Here is a 14387-nt window from a genome sequence, read left to right as displayed (position 1 = left end):
GATCCCCCCGGGCCGTACGGGACGGAGTGCTATGGAGTGCTACGGAGTGCTACGGGGCCGGGATCAGGCCTCGTTGGCGCCCGAGTACATCGCGGTGACCTCGTCCGCGTAGGTCCGCTCCACCACCGGGCGCTTGATCTTCAGGCTCGGGGTGAGCTCGCCGTGCTCGACGTCCAGGTCGCGCGGCAGCAGGTGGAACCTCTTGATCGTCTGCCAGCGCTGCAGCGAGCCGTTCAGCCGCCGTACGAAGCCCTCGATCAGCTCGTGGGTCCGCGGGTCGGCCGTCACCTCGGCGTAGGAGCTGCCGGCCATCCCGTGCTCGGCGGCCCACGGCATGATCACGGCCTCGTCCAGGCCGATCAGCGCGGTGCAGAAGTTGCGGCCGTTGCCGATCACCAGGATGTTGCTGACGAACGGGCAGACCGCCTTGAACTTGCCCTCCACCTCGCTCGGCGCGACGTACTTGCCGCCGGAGGTCTTGAACAGGTCCTTCTTGCGGTCGGTGATCCGCAGGAAGCCGTCCGGGGACAGCTCGCCGATGTCCTCGGTGTGGAACCAGCCGTCCGACTCCAGCACCTCGGCGGTCTTCTCCGGCAGGTTGTGGTAGCCGCGCATCACGCCGGGGCCGCGCAGCAGGATCTCGCCGTCCTCGGCGATCCGCACCTCGGTGCCCGGCAGCGGACGGCCCACCGTGCCCACCCGGATGTCCTCGGCCCGGTTGACGCAGGAGCCGGCGCTGGTCTCGGACAGGCCGTAGCCCTCCAGGATCGGCACGCCCGCGCCGACGAAGAAGTAGCCGATCTCGGGCGCCAGCGCGGCACTGCCGGACACCGCCCCGCGCAGCCGGCCGCCGAACGCGGCCCGGATCTTCGAGTACACCAGCCGGTCGGCGATCGCGTGCTTCAGCCGCAGCCCCAGCGGGGCGGTGCCCACCCCGGTCGCCACCCGGCTCTCCTGCACCGCGCGGGCGTGGTCGCGGGCGGTGCGCGCCGCCCACAGGAAGATCTTGTACTTGGCGCCGCCCTCGGCCCTGGCCTTGCCGGCGATGCCGTTGTAGACCTTCTCGAAGATCCGCGGCGCCGAGGCCATCACGGTCGGCCGGATCACCGGGAGGTTGTGGATGATCCGGTCCACCCGGCCGTCCAGCGCCATCACGTGCCCGGTGGCGATCTGCCCCGAGATCAGGGTCTTGCCGAACACGTGCGACAGCGGCAGCCACATGAACTGCACGTCGTCGGCGGCCAGCAGCCCGCTGGCCTCCTGGGCCCGCCCCTCGTACGCCCAGCAGTCGTGCACCAGCCGCACGCCCTTGGGGCGGCCGGTGGTGCCGGAGGTGTAGATCAGGGTCGCCAGCTGCTCCTTGTCGAGCGCGGCGATCGCCTTCTCGACCGCGTCCGGGTGCGCGGCCAGGTGCTCGGCGCCGAGCTGCTCCAGCTCGGTGAAGGAGAGCACCTTCAGCCGGCCGGCCTCCGGCGGCCCGTCGGGCGCGTCGAAGAGCACCACCGTCTCCAGCGCGGGCAGCCGGTCCAGCTCCGCGACCACCTTGTCCAGCTGGGCGGTGTTCTCGGCGAACATGGCCCGGGAGCCGGAGTCGGAGAGGATGAACGCGGTCTCGTCGGCGTTGGTGCTCGGGTAGACGGCCGTGGTGGCCGCGCCCGCGCACATGTTGCCGAGGTCGGCCAGGACCCACTCCAGCCGGGTGGAGGAGGCCAGCGCGACCCGGTCCTCGGCCTCGATGCCCAGCGACAGCAGCCCCGCCGCCACCGCGTACACCCGGGTCGCGGCCTGCGCCCAGGTCAGCGACCGCCACTGCTCGGCGCCGGGGGTGCTGTCCGCCGCGTGCTCGTCCACCGGCACCGGGTAGCGGTAGGCCTCACCGCCGGGGGTCAGCGCGACCCGCTCCTGGAACAGGTGGGCGACGGAGGTGGGGCGCCCGGCGACGAGGTCGGGACGGCCGGAGTCGATCAGGGACTGCGCGGAACTCAACGAGGACCTCCGGGGGCGGGTGGCCGTCCGATGGACGTGGAGGGACGGGTCTGCGGCTGGGACCGGCACTGCGGCTGGGACCGGCACCGCGGACGGGACGCGCGGCGGCCGTGGGGGCGGTCGCCGGCCCGCCTGACGAAACCGGGCCGGTACCAGTGAGTAACAAGAGGGCTTTCAGCAGCCTAGGGGGAAACCGGTCATTCCGTAAGAGGGCGGACCGAGCTGGCACCCTCCCGAACCATCGGTGCACGGCACCACCCGGCCGCCCGGAACGTTCGGCAAAGAGCCGGACAAAGATCCGGCTCGCTTGCCCGGAATCGGCTGTACGAGCCCTCCGAACAACGAGAATTGGGATGCCAAAGCCGCCGCCGACGACAAGAGTGAGCCAGTGCTGATCAGACTGCTAAGGGCGTACCTCCGCCCCTATTCCCGACCGATCACCCTGCTGGTGCTGCTCCAGCTGGTGTCCACCCTCGGGCTGCTCTACCTGCCCACACTCAACGCCGACATCATCGACAGCGGCGTGATCAAGGGGGACACCGGCTACATCCTGCAGGTGGGCGCCGTGATGATCGGCGTCACCGTCCTCCAGACCCTCTGTTCGATCTGCGCCGTCTACTACGGGGCGCGCACCGCCATGGCCGTCGGCCGCGACATCCGCGCCGCCGTCTTCGACCGCGTCCAGGGCTTCTCCGCCCGCGAGGTCGGCCAGTTCGGCGCCCCGTCCCTCATCACCCGCACCACCAACGACGTTCAGCAGGTCCAGATGCTGGTCCTGATGTCGTTCACGATGATGGTCGCGGCGCCGATCATGTGCGTCGGCGGCATCATCATGGCCCTCAACCAGGACGTACCGCTCTCCGGCCTGCTGCTGGCGGTCGTCCCCGCCCTCGCCATCGTGGTCGCCGTGCTCGTCCGCCAGCTCCGCCCGCGCTTCCGCAGCATGCAGGACAAGATCGACACCGTGAACCGGGTGCTGCGCGAGCAGATCACCGGCATCCGGGTCATCCGCGCCTTCGTCAAGGACGACCACGAGCAGAACCGGTTCGCCGACGCCAACGAGGACCTCACCGGCGTCTCGCTGCAGGTCGGCAAGCTGATGGCCTACCTGTTCCCGAGCGTGATGCTGGTCGTCAACATCTCCAGCGTCGCCGTGCTGTGGTTCGGCGCCCACCGGATCAACAGCGGCGACATGGAGATCGGCGCGCTCACCGCGTTCCTCTCCTACCTGCTGCAGATCCTGATGAGCGTCATGATGGCCACCTTCATGTTCATGATGGTGCCGCGCGCCGAGGTCTGCGCCGAGCGCATCCAGGAGGTGCTCGGCACCGACTCCAGCGTCGTACCGCCCGCCGACCCCGTCACCGAGGTGCTGCGCCGCGGCCACCTCGAACTGCGCGAGGTCGACTTCCGCTACCCCGGGGCCGAGGCCTCCGTCCTGCGCGGCATCGACATCACCGCCCGCCCCGGCGAGACCACCGCCGTCATCGGCTCCACCGGCAGCGGCAAGTCCACCCTGCTCGGCCTCGTCCCCCGGCTCTTCGACGTCAGCTCCGGCCAGGTCCTGCTCGGCGGCGTCGACGTCCGGGAACTCGACCCCGGCGCCGTCTCGGACAGCGTCGGACTCGTCCCGCAGAAGCCCTACCTGTTCTCCGGCACCGTCGCCAGCAACCTCCGCTACGGCCGGCCCGACGCCACCGACGAGGAGCTCTGGCACGCGCTGGAGATCGCCCAGGCCAAGGAGTTCGTCGAGAAGTTCCCCGAGGGCCTGGACGCGCCCATCGCCCAGGGCGGCGGGAACGTCTCCGGCGGCCAGCGCCAGCGCCTGGCCATCGCCCGGACCCTGGTGCGCCGGCCCGACATCTACCTCTTCGACGACTCCTTCTCAGCGCTCGACTACGCCACCGACGCCAAGCTGCGCAAGGCCCTCGCCCGCGAGACCACCGAAGCGACCGTCGTGATCGTCGCCCAGCGCGTCTCCACCATCCGCGACGCCGACCGGATCATCGTCCTCGACGAGGGCGCCGTGGTCGGCACCGGCACCCACGGCGAGCTCATGGCCGGCAACCCGACGTACCGGGAGATCGTGCTCTCCCAGCTCACCGAGCAGGAGGCGGCGTGACCAGCCCCGACAGGCCCGCACCCGGGTCCGACAAAGCACCCGGCGGACGGCCGGACTTCGCCAAGGCGCCGGGCGGACGCCCGGGAGGACCCGGCGGACCGGGCGGACGGCCGGGAGGACCGGGCGGCCCCGACGCGCCGGCCGGTGACTCCCAGTCCGCCGCCGCCCGCCGCGGCCCCGCCGGCCCCGGCCGCTTCATGGGCGGTCAGGGCGCCGAGAAGTCCATGGACTTCAAGACCTCCGGCAAGCGGCTGCTCAAACTGCTCCGCCCCGAACGCGCCCTGATCGCCGGCGTCCTCGGCCTCGGCGTCCTCAGCATCGGCGCCGCCATCGTCGGCCCCAAGATCCTCGGCCACGCCACCGACCTCATCTTCGCCGGCGTCGTCAGCACCCGCTTCCCGGCCGGCTCCTCGAAGCAGCAGATCGTCGACGCCATGCGCGCCCGCGGCGACGGCGACCTCGCCAATCTGATCTCCTCGGTCGACTTCACCCCCGGCCAGGGCATGGACTTCGACGCCATCGGCAGCATCCTGCTCTGGGTCCTCGCCATCTACGTCGCCTCCGCCGTCTTCGGCGTCGTCCAGGGCCGCCTCGCCGCCCGCGCCATCCAGCGCGTCGGCTACCGGCTGCGCCAGGACACCGAGGCCAAGCTCGCCCGGCTGCCGCTCAGCTACTTCGACAAGCAGCCCCGCGGCGAGGTCCTCAGCCGGGTCACCAACGACATCGACAACATCAGCCAGACCATGCAGCAGACCACCGGCCAGGTGATCAACTCCCTGCTCACCGTCATCGGCGTACTCGCCATGATGTTCTGGATCTCCTGGCTGCTCGCCCTGATCGCGCTGATCGCCGTCCCGCTGTCCGTCGTCGTCGCCACCCGGGTCGGCAAGCGCGCCCAGCCCCAGTTCGTCCAGCAGTGGCGCTCCACCGGGCAGCTCAACGCGCACATCGAGGAGATGTACACCGGCCACACCCTGGTCAAGGTCTTCGGCCGCCAGCAGGAGTCCGCCGCCACCTTCCGCGAGCACAACGAGGCCCTCTACGCCTCCAGCTTCAAGGCCCAGTTCATCTCCGGCATCATCCAGCCCGCGATGATGCTCATCGGCAACCTCCAGTACGTGCTCATCGCCGTCGTCGGCGGCCTGCGGGTGGCCAGCGGCGCGCTGTCCATCGGCGACGTCCAGGCCTTCATCCAGTACTCCCGGCAGTTCAGCCAGCCGCTCACCCAGGTCGCCAGCATGGCCAACCTGGTGCAGTCCGGCGTCGCCTCCGCCGAGCGCGTCTTCGAGCTCCTCGACTCGGCCGAGCAGACCCCCGAACCGGCCATGCCGGAACGCCCCGACACCCTGCGCGGCCGGGTGGTCTTCCAGGACGTCGCGTTCCGCTACGACCCCGGCACGCCGCTCATCGAGGACCTCTCGCTCAAGGTCGAACCCGGCCAGACCGTCGCCATCGTCGGCCCCACCGGCGCCGGCAAGACCACCATGGTCAACCTGCTGATGCGGTTCTACGAGGTCAGCTCCGGGCGGATCACCCTCGACGGCGTCGACATCGCCGCCATGTCCCGCGAGGACCTGCGCTCCGGGATCGGCATGGTCCTCCAGGACACCTGGCTGTTCGGCGGCACCATCGCCGACAACATCGCCTACGGGGCCGAGGGAGCCACCCGCGACCAGGTGGTCGAGGCCGCCCGGGCCGCCCACGTCGACCGCTTCGTCCGCACCCTGCCGGACGGCTACGACACGGTCATCGACGACGAGGGCACCGGCGTCAGCGCCGGCGAGAAGCAGCTCATCACCATCGCCCGCGCCTTCCTCGCCCAGCCCTCGATCCTGGTCCTCGACGAGGCCACCAGCTCCGTCGACACCCGCACCGAGGTGCTCATCCAGCGGGCCATGGCCCGGCTGCGCACCGGCCGCACCAGCTTCGTCATCGCCCACCGGCTCTCCACCATCCGGGACGCCGACGTGATCCTGGTGATGGAGAACGGCTCCATCGTCGAGCAGGGCGGCCACGACGAGCTGATCGCCGCCGACGGGGCCTACGCCCGGCTCTACCAGGCGCAGTTCGCCGAGGCGGTCGCCGAGGTCGAGTAGCCCGCGGGGGATCCTCCCGGCGAACCTCTCCGCGAACCCGGGGCGGCCGGCCCGACGGCCGACCGCCCCGGGTTCCCGCACGTCCGGGGCCGTCCCGCCCGGCCGCGCCCGGGGGCGGGACGCTACCGTAGGGCCGTGAGTGACGACCCGTCGGCGACGACCGCCGCGCCCAGCCCCGGCAGCACCGGCAGCACCGACGCGGCCACGACCGGCCGCACCGTCCCGGACGCCTTCGAGGCCAACCGGCGCTACCTCGGCTCCGTCGCCTACCGGATGCTCGGCTCCTTCACCGACGCCGAGGACGTCCTCCAGGAGGCCTGGCTGCGCTGGCGCGCCGCCGACCGCGCCGGCGTCGCCGACCCCCGCGCCTTCCTCACCACCGTCGTCACCCGCCTCTGCTACGACCAGCTCGGCTCGGCCCGGGCCCGCCGCGAGTCCTACTTCGGCGAATGGCTGCCCGAACCGTCCGTCTCCTACCAGAGCGGCCCCGCCTCCCCCGCCGAGCTCGCCGAACTCGGCGAATCCGTCTCGCTGGCCCTGCTCGCCGTCCTCGAACAGCTCACCCCCGCCGAACGCGCCGCCTTCGTCCTGCACGACGTCTTCGCCGTCGGCTTCGACGAGATCGCCGCCTCCCTCGACCGCAGCCCCGACGCCGCCCGCCAGCTCGCCTCGCGCGCCCGCCGCCGGGTCAAGGACGGCGGCCGCCGGGCCACCGCCGACCCGGCCGAGCACCGGCAGGCCGTCGAGGCCTTCGCCGCCGCCACCGCCCGCGGCGACATCGAGGGCCTGCTCGCCGTCCTCGACCCCGAGGTGGTCTGGCACTCCGACGGCGGCGGCCTCGTCACCGCCGGCGCCCGCCCGGTGTTCGGCGCGGACAAGGTCTCCCGGCTCGTCGCCGGCATGGTCGCCAAGTGGGGCACACCCGACACCGTCATCGAGTTCGCCCTGGTCAACGGCGAACCCGGCCTGGTCTGGTACCAGCAGCCGGGCCTGGTCGGCGGCGTGGTCGGCTTCACGGTCGCCGACGGCCGGATCACCTCGGCGTACATCGTGGTCAACCCCGAGAAGCTCACCCACCTCAACCCCGCCGCCACCCCTCCGGCAGTGTGACGCAGACCACCGTCACACTCCGACGGGCTCCGTCGTCCCCCTTCCGAACACGCGGAGAGCGCTCCCCGGCCACCCCGGGGGCGCCGCGACCGGACGCCGCCGACGGCGCCACGAAGGAGCGGGACGACATGACCGAGAAGCAGATCGTCGTACTGGGTGCCGGCTACGCGGGCCTCGCCGCCGCCACCCGCGCCGGGAAGCGCGGACAGGTCACCCTGATCGCCCCCGAGCAGCGGATCCTGCACCGCGTCCGGCAGCACGAGACGGCCGCCGGGCACCCCGAGCACCGGCCCGCCGTCGCCGAGGTGCTGCGCGGACGCGCCGTCCGCCACATCGCGGCCCGCGCCACCGGGATCGACCTCGCCGGCCGCAAGATCGTCCTCGACAACGGCGAGGTCGTCGCCTACGACACCCTCGTCCACGCCCTCGGCAGCCGCACCGCCTGGCACGACGTCCCCGGCGCCGCCGAGCACGCCTACGCCGCCGAACGCGCCGCCGCGATCGCCGAACGGCTGCGCACCGCCGACCGCCCCGGCACCGTCGCCGTGGTCGGCGGCGGCGCCACCGGCATCGAGCTGGCCGCCGAACTCGCCGAGGCCCACCCCAGCTGGACGGTGCGGATCGTCGCCGCCGACCAGGTCGGCGGCTGGTTCTCGGCCAAGGGCCGCGGCCACGTCCACCGGGTGCTGCGCGGGCTCGGCGTCGCGATCCACGAGCACACCGCCGTCACCGCCGTCGACCCCGAGGGCCTCACCACCGCCGACGGCCGGATCCCCGCCGACCTGGTCGTCTGGGCCGCCTCGATGGAACCGCACCCGCTCGCCGCCGAGGCCGGCCTCGCCGTCACCCCGGCCGGCCGGGCGATCGTCGACGACCACCTGCGGTCGGTCTCGCACCCCGAGGTGTACGTGATCGGCGACGCCGCCGAGGTCACCGTCCCCGGCACCGGCACCCTGCGGATGGGCTGCGCCACCGCCCTGCCGCAGGGCCAGTACCTCGGCAAGGTACTCGCCGGGCGCACCGACAAGCCGTTCGCCTTCCGCTACCTCGTGCAGTGCCTGAGCCTCGGCCGGCGCGACGGGCTGGTCCAGCTGATCCACGGCGACGACTCGATGCGGCCCGCCGTACTCACCGGCCGGACCGGGCGGCTGGTCAAGGCCGCGATCCTCAAGAGCGTAGTGATGTCGCTGCGCTGAGGCACGCGTGAGGGGCCCGGGACGCGCACTGCGTCCCGGGCCCCTCACGGTGGAGAGCAGACGGCCGGGTCCTCGCCGGCCGCCTGCCCCTCGGTTACTTCTTCTCGCCCTTGGGGGTCTCGGCGTCGGTGGACAGCGCGGCGATGAAGGCCTCCTGCGGGACCTCCACCCGGCCGACCATCTTCATCCGCTTCTTGCCCTCCTTCTGCTTCTCCAGCAGCTTCCGCTTACGGGAGATGTCACCGCCGTAGCACTTGGCGAGGACGTCCTTGCGGATGGCGCGGACCGTCTCACGGGCGATCACCCGGGAGCCGATCGCGGCCTGGATCGGCACCTCGAACTGCTGGCGCGGGATCAGCTTCTGCAGCTTGCCGGCCATCATCACGCCGTAGCCGTAGGCCTTGTCCTTGTGCACGATCGCGGAGAACGCGTCCACGGCGTCGCCGTGCAGCAGGATGTCGACCTTGACCAGGTCGGCGGTCTGCTCGCCGATGGGCTCGTAGTCGAGCGAGGCGTAACCGCGGGTCTTGGACTTCAGCTGGTCGAAGAAGTCGAAGACGATCTCCGCGAGCGGGAGGGTGTAGCGCAGCTCGACCCGGTCCTCGGACAGGTAGTCCATGCCCTGGAGGTTGCCGCGGCGGGACTGGCACAGCTCCATGATCGCGCCGACGAACTCGTTCGGCGCCAGGATGGTGCCGCGCACGACCGGCTCGTACACCTCGGCGATCTTGCCGACCGGGAACTCGCTCGGGTTGGTGACGGTGTGCTCGCTGCCGTCCTCCATGATCACCCGGTAGACCACGTTCGGGGCGGTGGAGATGAGGTCGAGGTTGAACTCGCGCTCCAGGCGCTCCCGGATGATCTCCAGGTGCAGCAGGCCGAGGAAGCCGCAGCGGTAGCCGAAGCCGAGCGCGACCGAGGTCTCCGGCTCGTACACCAGCGCCGCGTCGTTCAGCCGCAGCTTGTCCAGGGCGTCGCGCAGCAGCGGGTAGTCCGAGCCGTCCAGCGGGTACAGGCCGGAGAACACCATCGGACGCGGGTCCTTGTAGCCGCCGAGCGGCACGGTGGCGCCCTTGTGCATCGACGTGATGGTGTCACCGACCTTGGACTGCCGAACGTCCTTCACACCGGTGATGATGTAGCCCACCTCACCGACGCCCAGGCCGTCGGCGACCTTCGGCTCCGGCGAGATGACGCCGATCTCCAGCAGCTCGTGGGTGGCGCCGGTGGACATCATCGCGATGCGCTCGCGCTTGGTCAGCTGGCCGTCCACGACACGGACGTAGGTGACCACGCCGCGGTAGGAGTCGTACACCGAGTCGAAGATCATCGCGCGGGCCGGGGCGTCCTTGACGCCGACCGGGGCCGGGACGGTGTTGACGATGTGGTCCAGCAGGTCCTCGACACCGAGACCGGTCTTGGCGCTGACCTGGAGCACGTCGGACGGGTCGCAGCCGATGATGTGGGCGATCTCCGCGGCGTACTTCTCCGGCTGCGCGGCCGGCAGGTCGATCTTGTTCAGCACCGGGACGATCGTGAGGTCGTTCTCCAGCGCCAGGTACAGGTTGGCGAGGGTCTGCGCCTCGATGCCCTGGGCCGCGTCGACGACCAGGACGGTGCCCTCGCAGGCCGCGAGGGAACGCGACACCTCGTACGTGAAGTCCACGTGGCCCGGGGTGTCGATCATGTTGAGGATGTGCGTGTTCCCGGCGTGGGGACCGGTCCTCGGCGCCCACGGGAGACGGACGGCCTGCGACTTGATCGTGATGCCGCGCTCGCGCTCGATGTCCATGCGGTCGAGGTACTGGGCGCGCATCTGCCGCGGGTCGACCACACCGGTGATCTGCAGCATCCGGTCGGCGAGGGTCGACTTGCCGTGGTCGATGTGGGCGATGATGCAGAAGTTGCGGATCAGCGCCGGGTCGGTACGGCTGGGCTCTGGCACATTGCTGGGGGTCGCGGGCACCTTGGTCCGATTCTCCGTTGGTCCGGGGGCCGGGGGTGTCCGGATCATCGCTGACCGGCTTCCCGGGCGACCGGACGGTCGTCCGATCGAGATAGTTCCTCCCATCTTCCCACCTCCCGCGGGCGGACCGCGCGCCACCCGTCCGCTTCGGGCCGCCCGGGGGGCCTGCGGGGGGCTGTCCCGCGGGGTCCCCCGGGGCCTGCGGGGCGTACTGGGCCTGCCGGGCGGTGGAGTGGGGAGTCGGGGCGGCAGGGCAGGATGGCCGGCCATGATCCTCGAAAGCGCCCTGCTCGACGTCCTGCCCAGCCGGGAGGAGGAATTCCTCGCCGCCTTCACCGAGGCCCGCCCCCTGATCGCCGGCCGGCCCGGCTTCCGCTCCCTGGCGCTGCGCCGCTGCCTGGACGAGGGGCGCGGCTCCCGGTTCCTGCTCCAGGTGGAGTGGGAGAACCTCACCGACCACACCGAGGGATTCCGCCGCTCCCCCGAGTACCAGCAGTGGCGTGCGCTGCTGCACCACTTCTACCGGCCGTTCCCCGAGGTCGAGCACTACGGCGAGCCGCTGCTGCGGGCCTGACCGGCACCCGGCGCCCGTCGCACCTCGACCGGGCGTCCAGCGCGCGCCCCCACCGCGTGCCCGCGCCGTGCCCGCCCGGTTTGGGCCGGGCCCGCCGACCCTGGTAGCGTTGGCCGCTGCACCTGGCCCCGGCATGCCCTCTCAGCTGCTCCAAGGGTCGCTGGTGCAAACCTCCCCAGCCTCCGGCCGGGGAACCCCCAGAACCGATTTCACAGACTGAGGCACTTTCGTGGCGAACATCAAGTCCCAGATCAAGCGCAACAAGACCAACGAGAAGGCGCGCCTGCGCAACAAGGCCGTCAAGTCCTCGCTGAAGACCGCTCTGCGCAAGGCCCGCGAGGCCGCTGCCGCCGGCGAGACCGAGAAGGCCGCTGTGCTGGCCCGCGCCGCCTCCAAGGCGCTGGACAAGGCCGTGAGCAAGGGCGTCATCCACGCCAACCAGGCCGCCAACAAGAAGTCGGCCATCACCAAGCGCGTCAACACCGCCGTCCAGGCCTGACGCCCCCGGGGCCGCACGACGGCCCCACCCCTCGGGACGCCCGGCCCTCTACCCGGAACCCCCGAGGCGCACAACAGACTTCGCACCGCACGCGGCCTGCGTTCGCCACGCGGGTGCGGTGCACAGGGATTGACCGGAAGTACCTGCCCGCAGGACTTCCCCGCCACTGCCCGCCCGGTACACACCGGGCGGGCAGTCGGCGTTTCCGGGCGCCCGTCCGACGACCGTCCAACGGCCGGGCGGGGGCCGTCCAACGGCCGGGCGGGGGCGGGAACCGGGACGGCCCGGCCACCGTCGCTTTCCTCGAACGGTCGCCCGGCCCGGCCGATAGGGTCGGGTCTCCGGCACCCACGTCGCAGGCCCGAGGGGGGCACACTTTGGGGACACCGCCGCCGTCATCACCTTCACCGGCACCGTCACCGTCATCGCAGAACGGACCCGGCTTCGCCGGCTTCCCGCAGCAGTCGCAGCCACCGGCGCCGAACAGCCCGCCCGGCTTCGGGCCGCCGCCCGGCCTCCCCAGCGCTCCCGGCGCACCGGGCGCACCCACGGTGCCCGGCTCGGCGGCAGTGGCCGGCGCCCCGGCCCCGGACGGTCGCCGGGGCGGCGGCCTGCGGCGCAACGCGACCTGGGCGTTCGTCGGCGCGATCCTCGCCTCGGCGGTCTGGACCGGCACCGTGCTCGTGGTGCCCGGCCTCGTCGACGACGGGTCCGCGGCGAAGAGCCTCCGCGGCTACCACGCGGTCGACCGGATCTGCGACGCCGGCAAGCTCACCGCGTTCCGCGGCAAGTACAAGATGGTGGACAACTACCCGCTGGAACACGTCGGCCGCACCGACGCCATGGACGTCATGCGCTGCTACGCGCTGATGAAGCGCACCCCGACCGACAGCGAGACCACCGACTACGCCACCCTCGACATCCGGGCCGAACTGCACCGGGCCGTCGACTCCGCCCCGGAGTTCGCCGCCCTGCGGCAGTACTTCGAGCAGCAGAAGTACGAGATCACCCCGGTTCCGGGCCTCGGCGAGGAGGCCTACCTCGCCTACGGTGACGAACCGACCAGCTCGGACAAGACCTTCCACGACATCAACTACTACCTGCAGGTCCGGGACGGCGGCATGACGTACTCGCTGTACTGGACGGACAACTACCAGGTCGGCAAGAACCACACCCTGGACCGGGAGACCGTGCGCAAGGCGATGCTCGACGACACCCGGGACATGCTCAAGGCGATCGGCGGCCCGTAGGCGGGGGCGGGCTCAGTACGAGGGCTGCCGGGAACCGGCCCTGGCGGCCCTCGCCACGGCGACCACGGCACGCTCCAGGGCGTAGGCCGGGTCGTCGGAGCCGCCCTTGACGGCGGCGTCCGCCTGCGCGATCGCCGTCAGCGCCACGGCCACGCCGTCGCCCGTCCAGCCGCGCATCTGCTGGCGGACCCGCTCCACCTTCCACGGCGGCATGCCCAGCTCACGGGCCAGGTCCCCCGGGCGCATGTTCCGCCCGGCCGTCGCCAGCCGCCCGATGCTCCGCACGCCGGACGCCAGCGCGTAGGTGATGCCGGTCGGCGGCTGGCCGACCGCCAGGGCCCAGCGCAGGCGCTCCAGCGCCTCGGCGGCCCGGCCGGTGACCGCCAGGTCCGCCACCTCGAAGCCGGTGGCCTCGGCCCGGCCGCTGTAGTAGCGGGCCACCACGGTCTCGTCGATGGTGCCCTCGACGTCGGAGGTCAGCTGGCTGCACGCGGCCGCCAGCTCGCGCAGATCGCTGCCGAGCGCGTCCAGCAGGGCCTGGCTGGCCTCCGGCGTCGCCGAGCGGCCGAGGGTGCGGAACTCGCCCTTCACGAAGGCCAGCCGCTCGCTCGCCTTGGCGAGCTTCGCGCAGGCCACCTCGCGGCCGCCGGCCTTGCGGCCCGCGTCCAGCAGGCCCTTGCCCTTGGCGCCGCCCGCGTGCACCAGGACCATGATCACTTCTTCGGCGGGAGCCTCGATGTACGCCTTGACCTCCTTCACGGAGTCGGCGGAGAGGTCCTGCGCGGCCCTGACCACGATGACCTTGCGCTCGGCGAAGAGCGAAGGGGTGGTGAGCTCGGCCAGGCTGCCGGGCTGCAGGCCCCCGGGCGGGAGGTCCCGCACATCGGTGTCCGGGTCGGCGGCCTTCGCCGCGGCCACCACCTGGGCCACCGCGCGGTCCAGCAGCAGCTCCTCCTGGCCGACCGCGAGGGTCAGCGGGGCGAGCAGGTCGTCGGGTGCACTCTTCCTGGCCATCGCCTACCAGCATCCCACGGGGCACGGACAGCTCCGGCCGCCCTGGAGAATGGGCGGGTGACCGAAGACCCCACCACTGACCCCACCACCGGGCCCACCACCGAGTCCGTCGCCGAGCCCGTCGCCGAGCCCGTCGCCGCCGACGCAGCCGACCTGCCGGACGACTTCGACCCGCACGCCCGGCAACTGCTCGTCCTGCCCGACCGCGACGCCGCCGAGGAGGCCGCCGAGGAGCTCGGCGCGGACCACCCCGACCTCGGCGAGCCGGAGATCGTCCGGGACGCCCTCGCCGGCGAGGACGACGCCGAGGACGCCCAGTGGCTGGTGGTCGTGGAACCCCCCGAGCACGGCTGGACCCCGGCCCTCCTCGACGCCCTCGACACCGTCGCCGCCTCCCACGACGGCTGGCGCGAGCAACACTGACCCTCCCCCTCGCGGAGGATCGCGTGGGAAGTCGGCCGGGCCGACTTCCCACGCGAGGTGCTGGGTGGTCCCGGTTCGTCGGGCCCGGTCCAGTTCATCGCTCCCCTTGCGCTCCGGGCCCCACCCGGAGCGCACCGGCATGCCCTTCCCC

The 14387-nt window shown here is 72.1% G+C and carries 11 protein-coding genes; 8 read left to right on the top strand and 3 right to left on the bottom strand.

Translation table 11 applies throughout. The annotated features are described in order from the left end of the window. Positions 1-63: 63 nt before the first annotated feature. The gene (locus VR45_RS04995) at positions 64-1986 is read right to left on the bottom strand and encodes a long-chain fatty acid--CoA ligase (protein WP_045938448.1); all 1923 of its coding nucleotides are present in this window, start codon (positions 1984-1986) and stop codon (positions 64-66) included. 388 nt (positions 1987-2374) lie between these two features. Between VR45_RS04995 and VR45_RS04990 the strand changes: the two genes are divergently transcribed. The 4 genes from VR45_RS04990 to VR45_RS04975 all read left to right on the top strand — a co-directional run bounded on the left by VR45_RS04990 (position 2375) and on the right by VR45_RS04975 (position 8510). Further along, positions 2375-4108 carry an ABC transporter ATP-binding protein gene (locus VR45_RS04990; RefSeq protein ID WP_045938447.1) on the top strand — a complete coding sequence of 578 codons (1734 nt, stop codon included), beginning with the start codon at positions 2375-2377 and terminating at the stop codon, positions 4106-4108. Between the two features lie 197 nt (positions 4109-4305). Continuing rightward, entirely contained in the window at positions 4306-6204 is a 1899-nt protein-coding gene (locus VR45_RS04985) for an ABC transporter ATP-binding protein (RefSeq protein WP_045938484.1), read from the top strand. Positions 6205-6339: 135 nt separating this feature from the next. Beyond that, the gene (gene sigJ, locus VR45_RS04980; RefSeq protein WP_078896243.1) at positions 6340-7314 is read left to right on the top strand and encodes an RNA polymerase sigma factor SigJ; all 975 of its coding nucleotides are present in this window, start codon (positions 6340-6342) and stop codon (positions 7312-7314) included. Between the two features lie 128 nt (positions 7315-7442). Next, the gene (locus VR45_RS04975) at positions 7443-8510 is read left to right on the top strand and encodes an FAD-dependent oxidoreductase (protein WP_045938446.1); all 1068 of its coding nucleotides are present in this window, start codon (positions 7443-7445) and stop codon (positions 8508-8510) included. Positions 8511-8604: 94 nt separating this feature from the next. Here the strand turns inward: VR45_RS04975 and lepA are convergent, their stop codons facing one another. After that, complete coding sequence (gene lepA, locus VR45_RS04970; RefSeq protein WP_045938445.1) at positions 8605-10476, bottom strand: translation elongation factor 4; 1872 nt, start codon at positions 10474-10476, stop codon at positions 8605-8607. Positions 10477-10744: 268 nt separating this feature from the next. Here lepA and VR45_RS04965 point away from each other — a divergent pair, with 268 nt between their 5' ends. From VR45_RS04965 to VR45_RS04955, 3 genes are all read left to right on the top strand, one after another. Next, positions 10745-11050 carry an antibiotic biosynthesis monooxygenase gene (locus VR45_RS04965; protein ID WP_045938444.1) on the top strand — a complete coding sequence of 102 codons (306 nt, stop codon included), beginning with the start codon at positions 10745-10747 and terminating at the stop codon, positions 11048-11050. Positions 11051-11279: 229 nt separating this feature from the next. Next, on the top strand, positions 11280-11549 hold the full coding sequence (rpsT, locus tag VR45_RS04960; protein ID WP_045938443.1) for a 30S ribosomal protein S20: 270 nt from the start codon (positions 11280-11282) through the stop codon (positions 11547-11549). Between the two features lie 569 nt (positions 11550-12118). After that, a complete protein-coding gene (locus tag VR45_RS04955) occupies positions 12119-12799 on the top strand; it encodes a hypothetical protein (protein ID WP_045938442.1) in 681 nt (226 codons plus the stop codon). A gap of 12 nt (positions 12800-12811) precedes the next feature. On the opposite strand, the gene holA is transcribed toward VR45_RS04955, so the two are convergent. Beyond that, on the bottom strand, positions 12812-13813 hold the full coding sequence (gene holA, locus VR45_RS04950) for a DNA polymerase III subunit delta (RefSeq protein WP_045938441.1): 1002 nt from the start codon (positions 13811-13813) through the stop codon (positions 12812-12814). Positions 13814-13966: 153 nt separating this feature from the next. Here holA and VR45_RS04945 point away from each other — a divergent pair, with 153 nt between their 5' ends. Continuing rightward, positions 13967-14236: a hypothetical protein gene (locus VR45_RS04945; RefSeq protein ID WP_045938482.1), complete on the top strand. Its 270-nt coding sequence runs from the start codon at positions 13967-13969 to the stop codon at positions 14234-14236. Positions 14237-14387 lie beyond the last annotated feature (151 nt).

Origin of the sequence: Streptomyces sp. NRRL S-495, from assembly GCF_000966955.1 — a bacterium.
Taxonomy (GTDB): domain Bacteria; phylum Actinomycetota; class Actinomycetes; order Streptomycetales; family Streptomycetaceae; genus Kitasatospora; species Kitasatospora purpeofusca.
This window is presented reverse-complemented; position numbering and strand designations above follow the sequence as displayed.

Bases quoted from the DNA above. Each gene is read 5' to 3' on its own strand.
- VR45_RS04975 (WP_045938446.1), top strand. From the start codon at position 7,443: ATGACCGAGAAGCAGATCGTCGTACTGGGTGCCGGCTACGCGGGCCTC.
- holA (WP_045938441.1), bottom strand. From the start codon at position 13,813: ATGGCCAGGAAGAGTGCACCCGACGACCTGCTCGCCCCGCTGACCCTC.
- VR45_RS04965 (WP_045938444.1), top strand. From the start codon at position 10,745: ATGATCCTCGAAAGCGCCCTGCTCGACGTCCTGCCCAGCCGGGAGGAG.
- VR45_RS04985 (WP_045938484.1), top strand. From the start codon at position 4,306: ATGGGCGGTCAGGGCGCCGAGAAGTCCATGGACTTCAAGACCTCCGGC.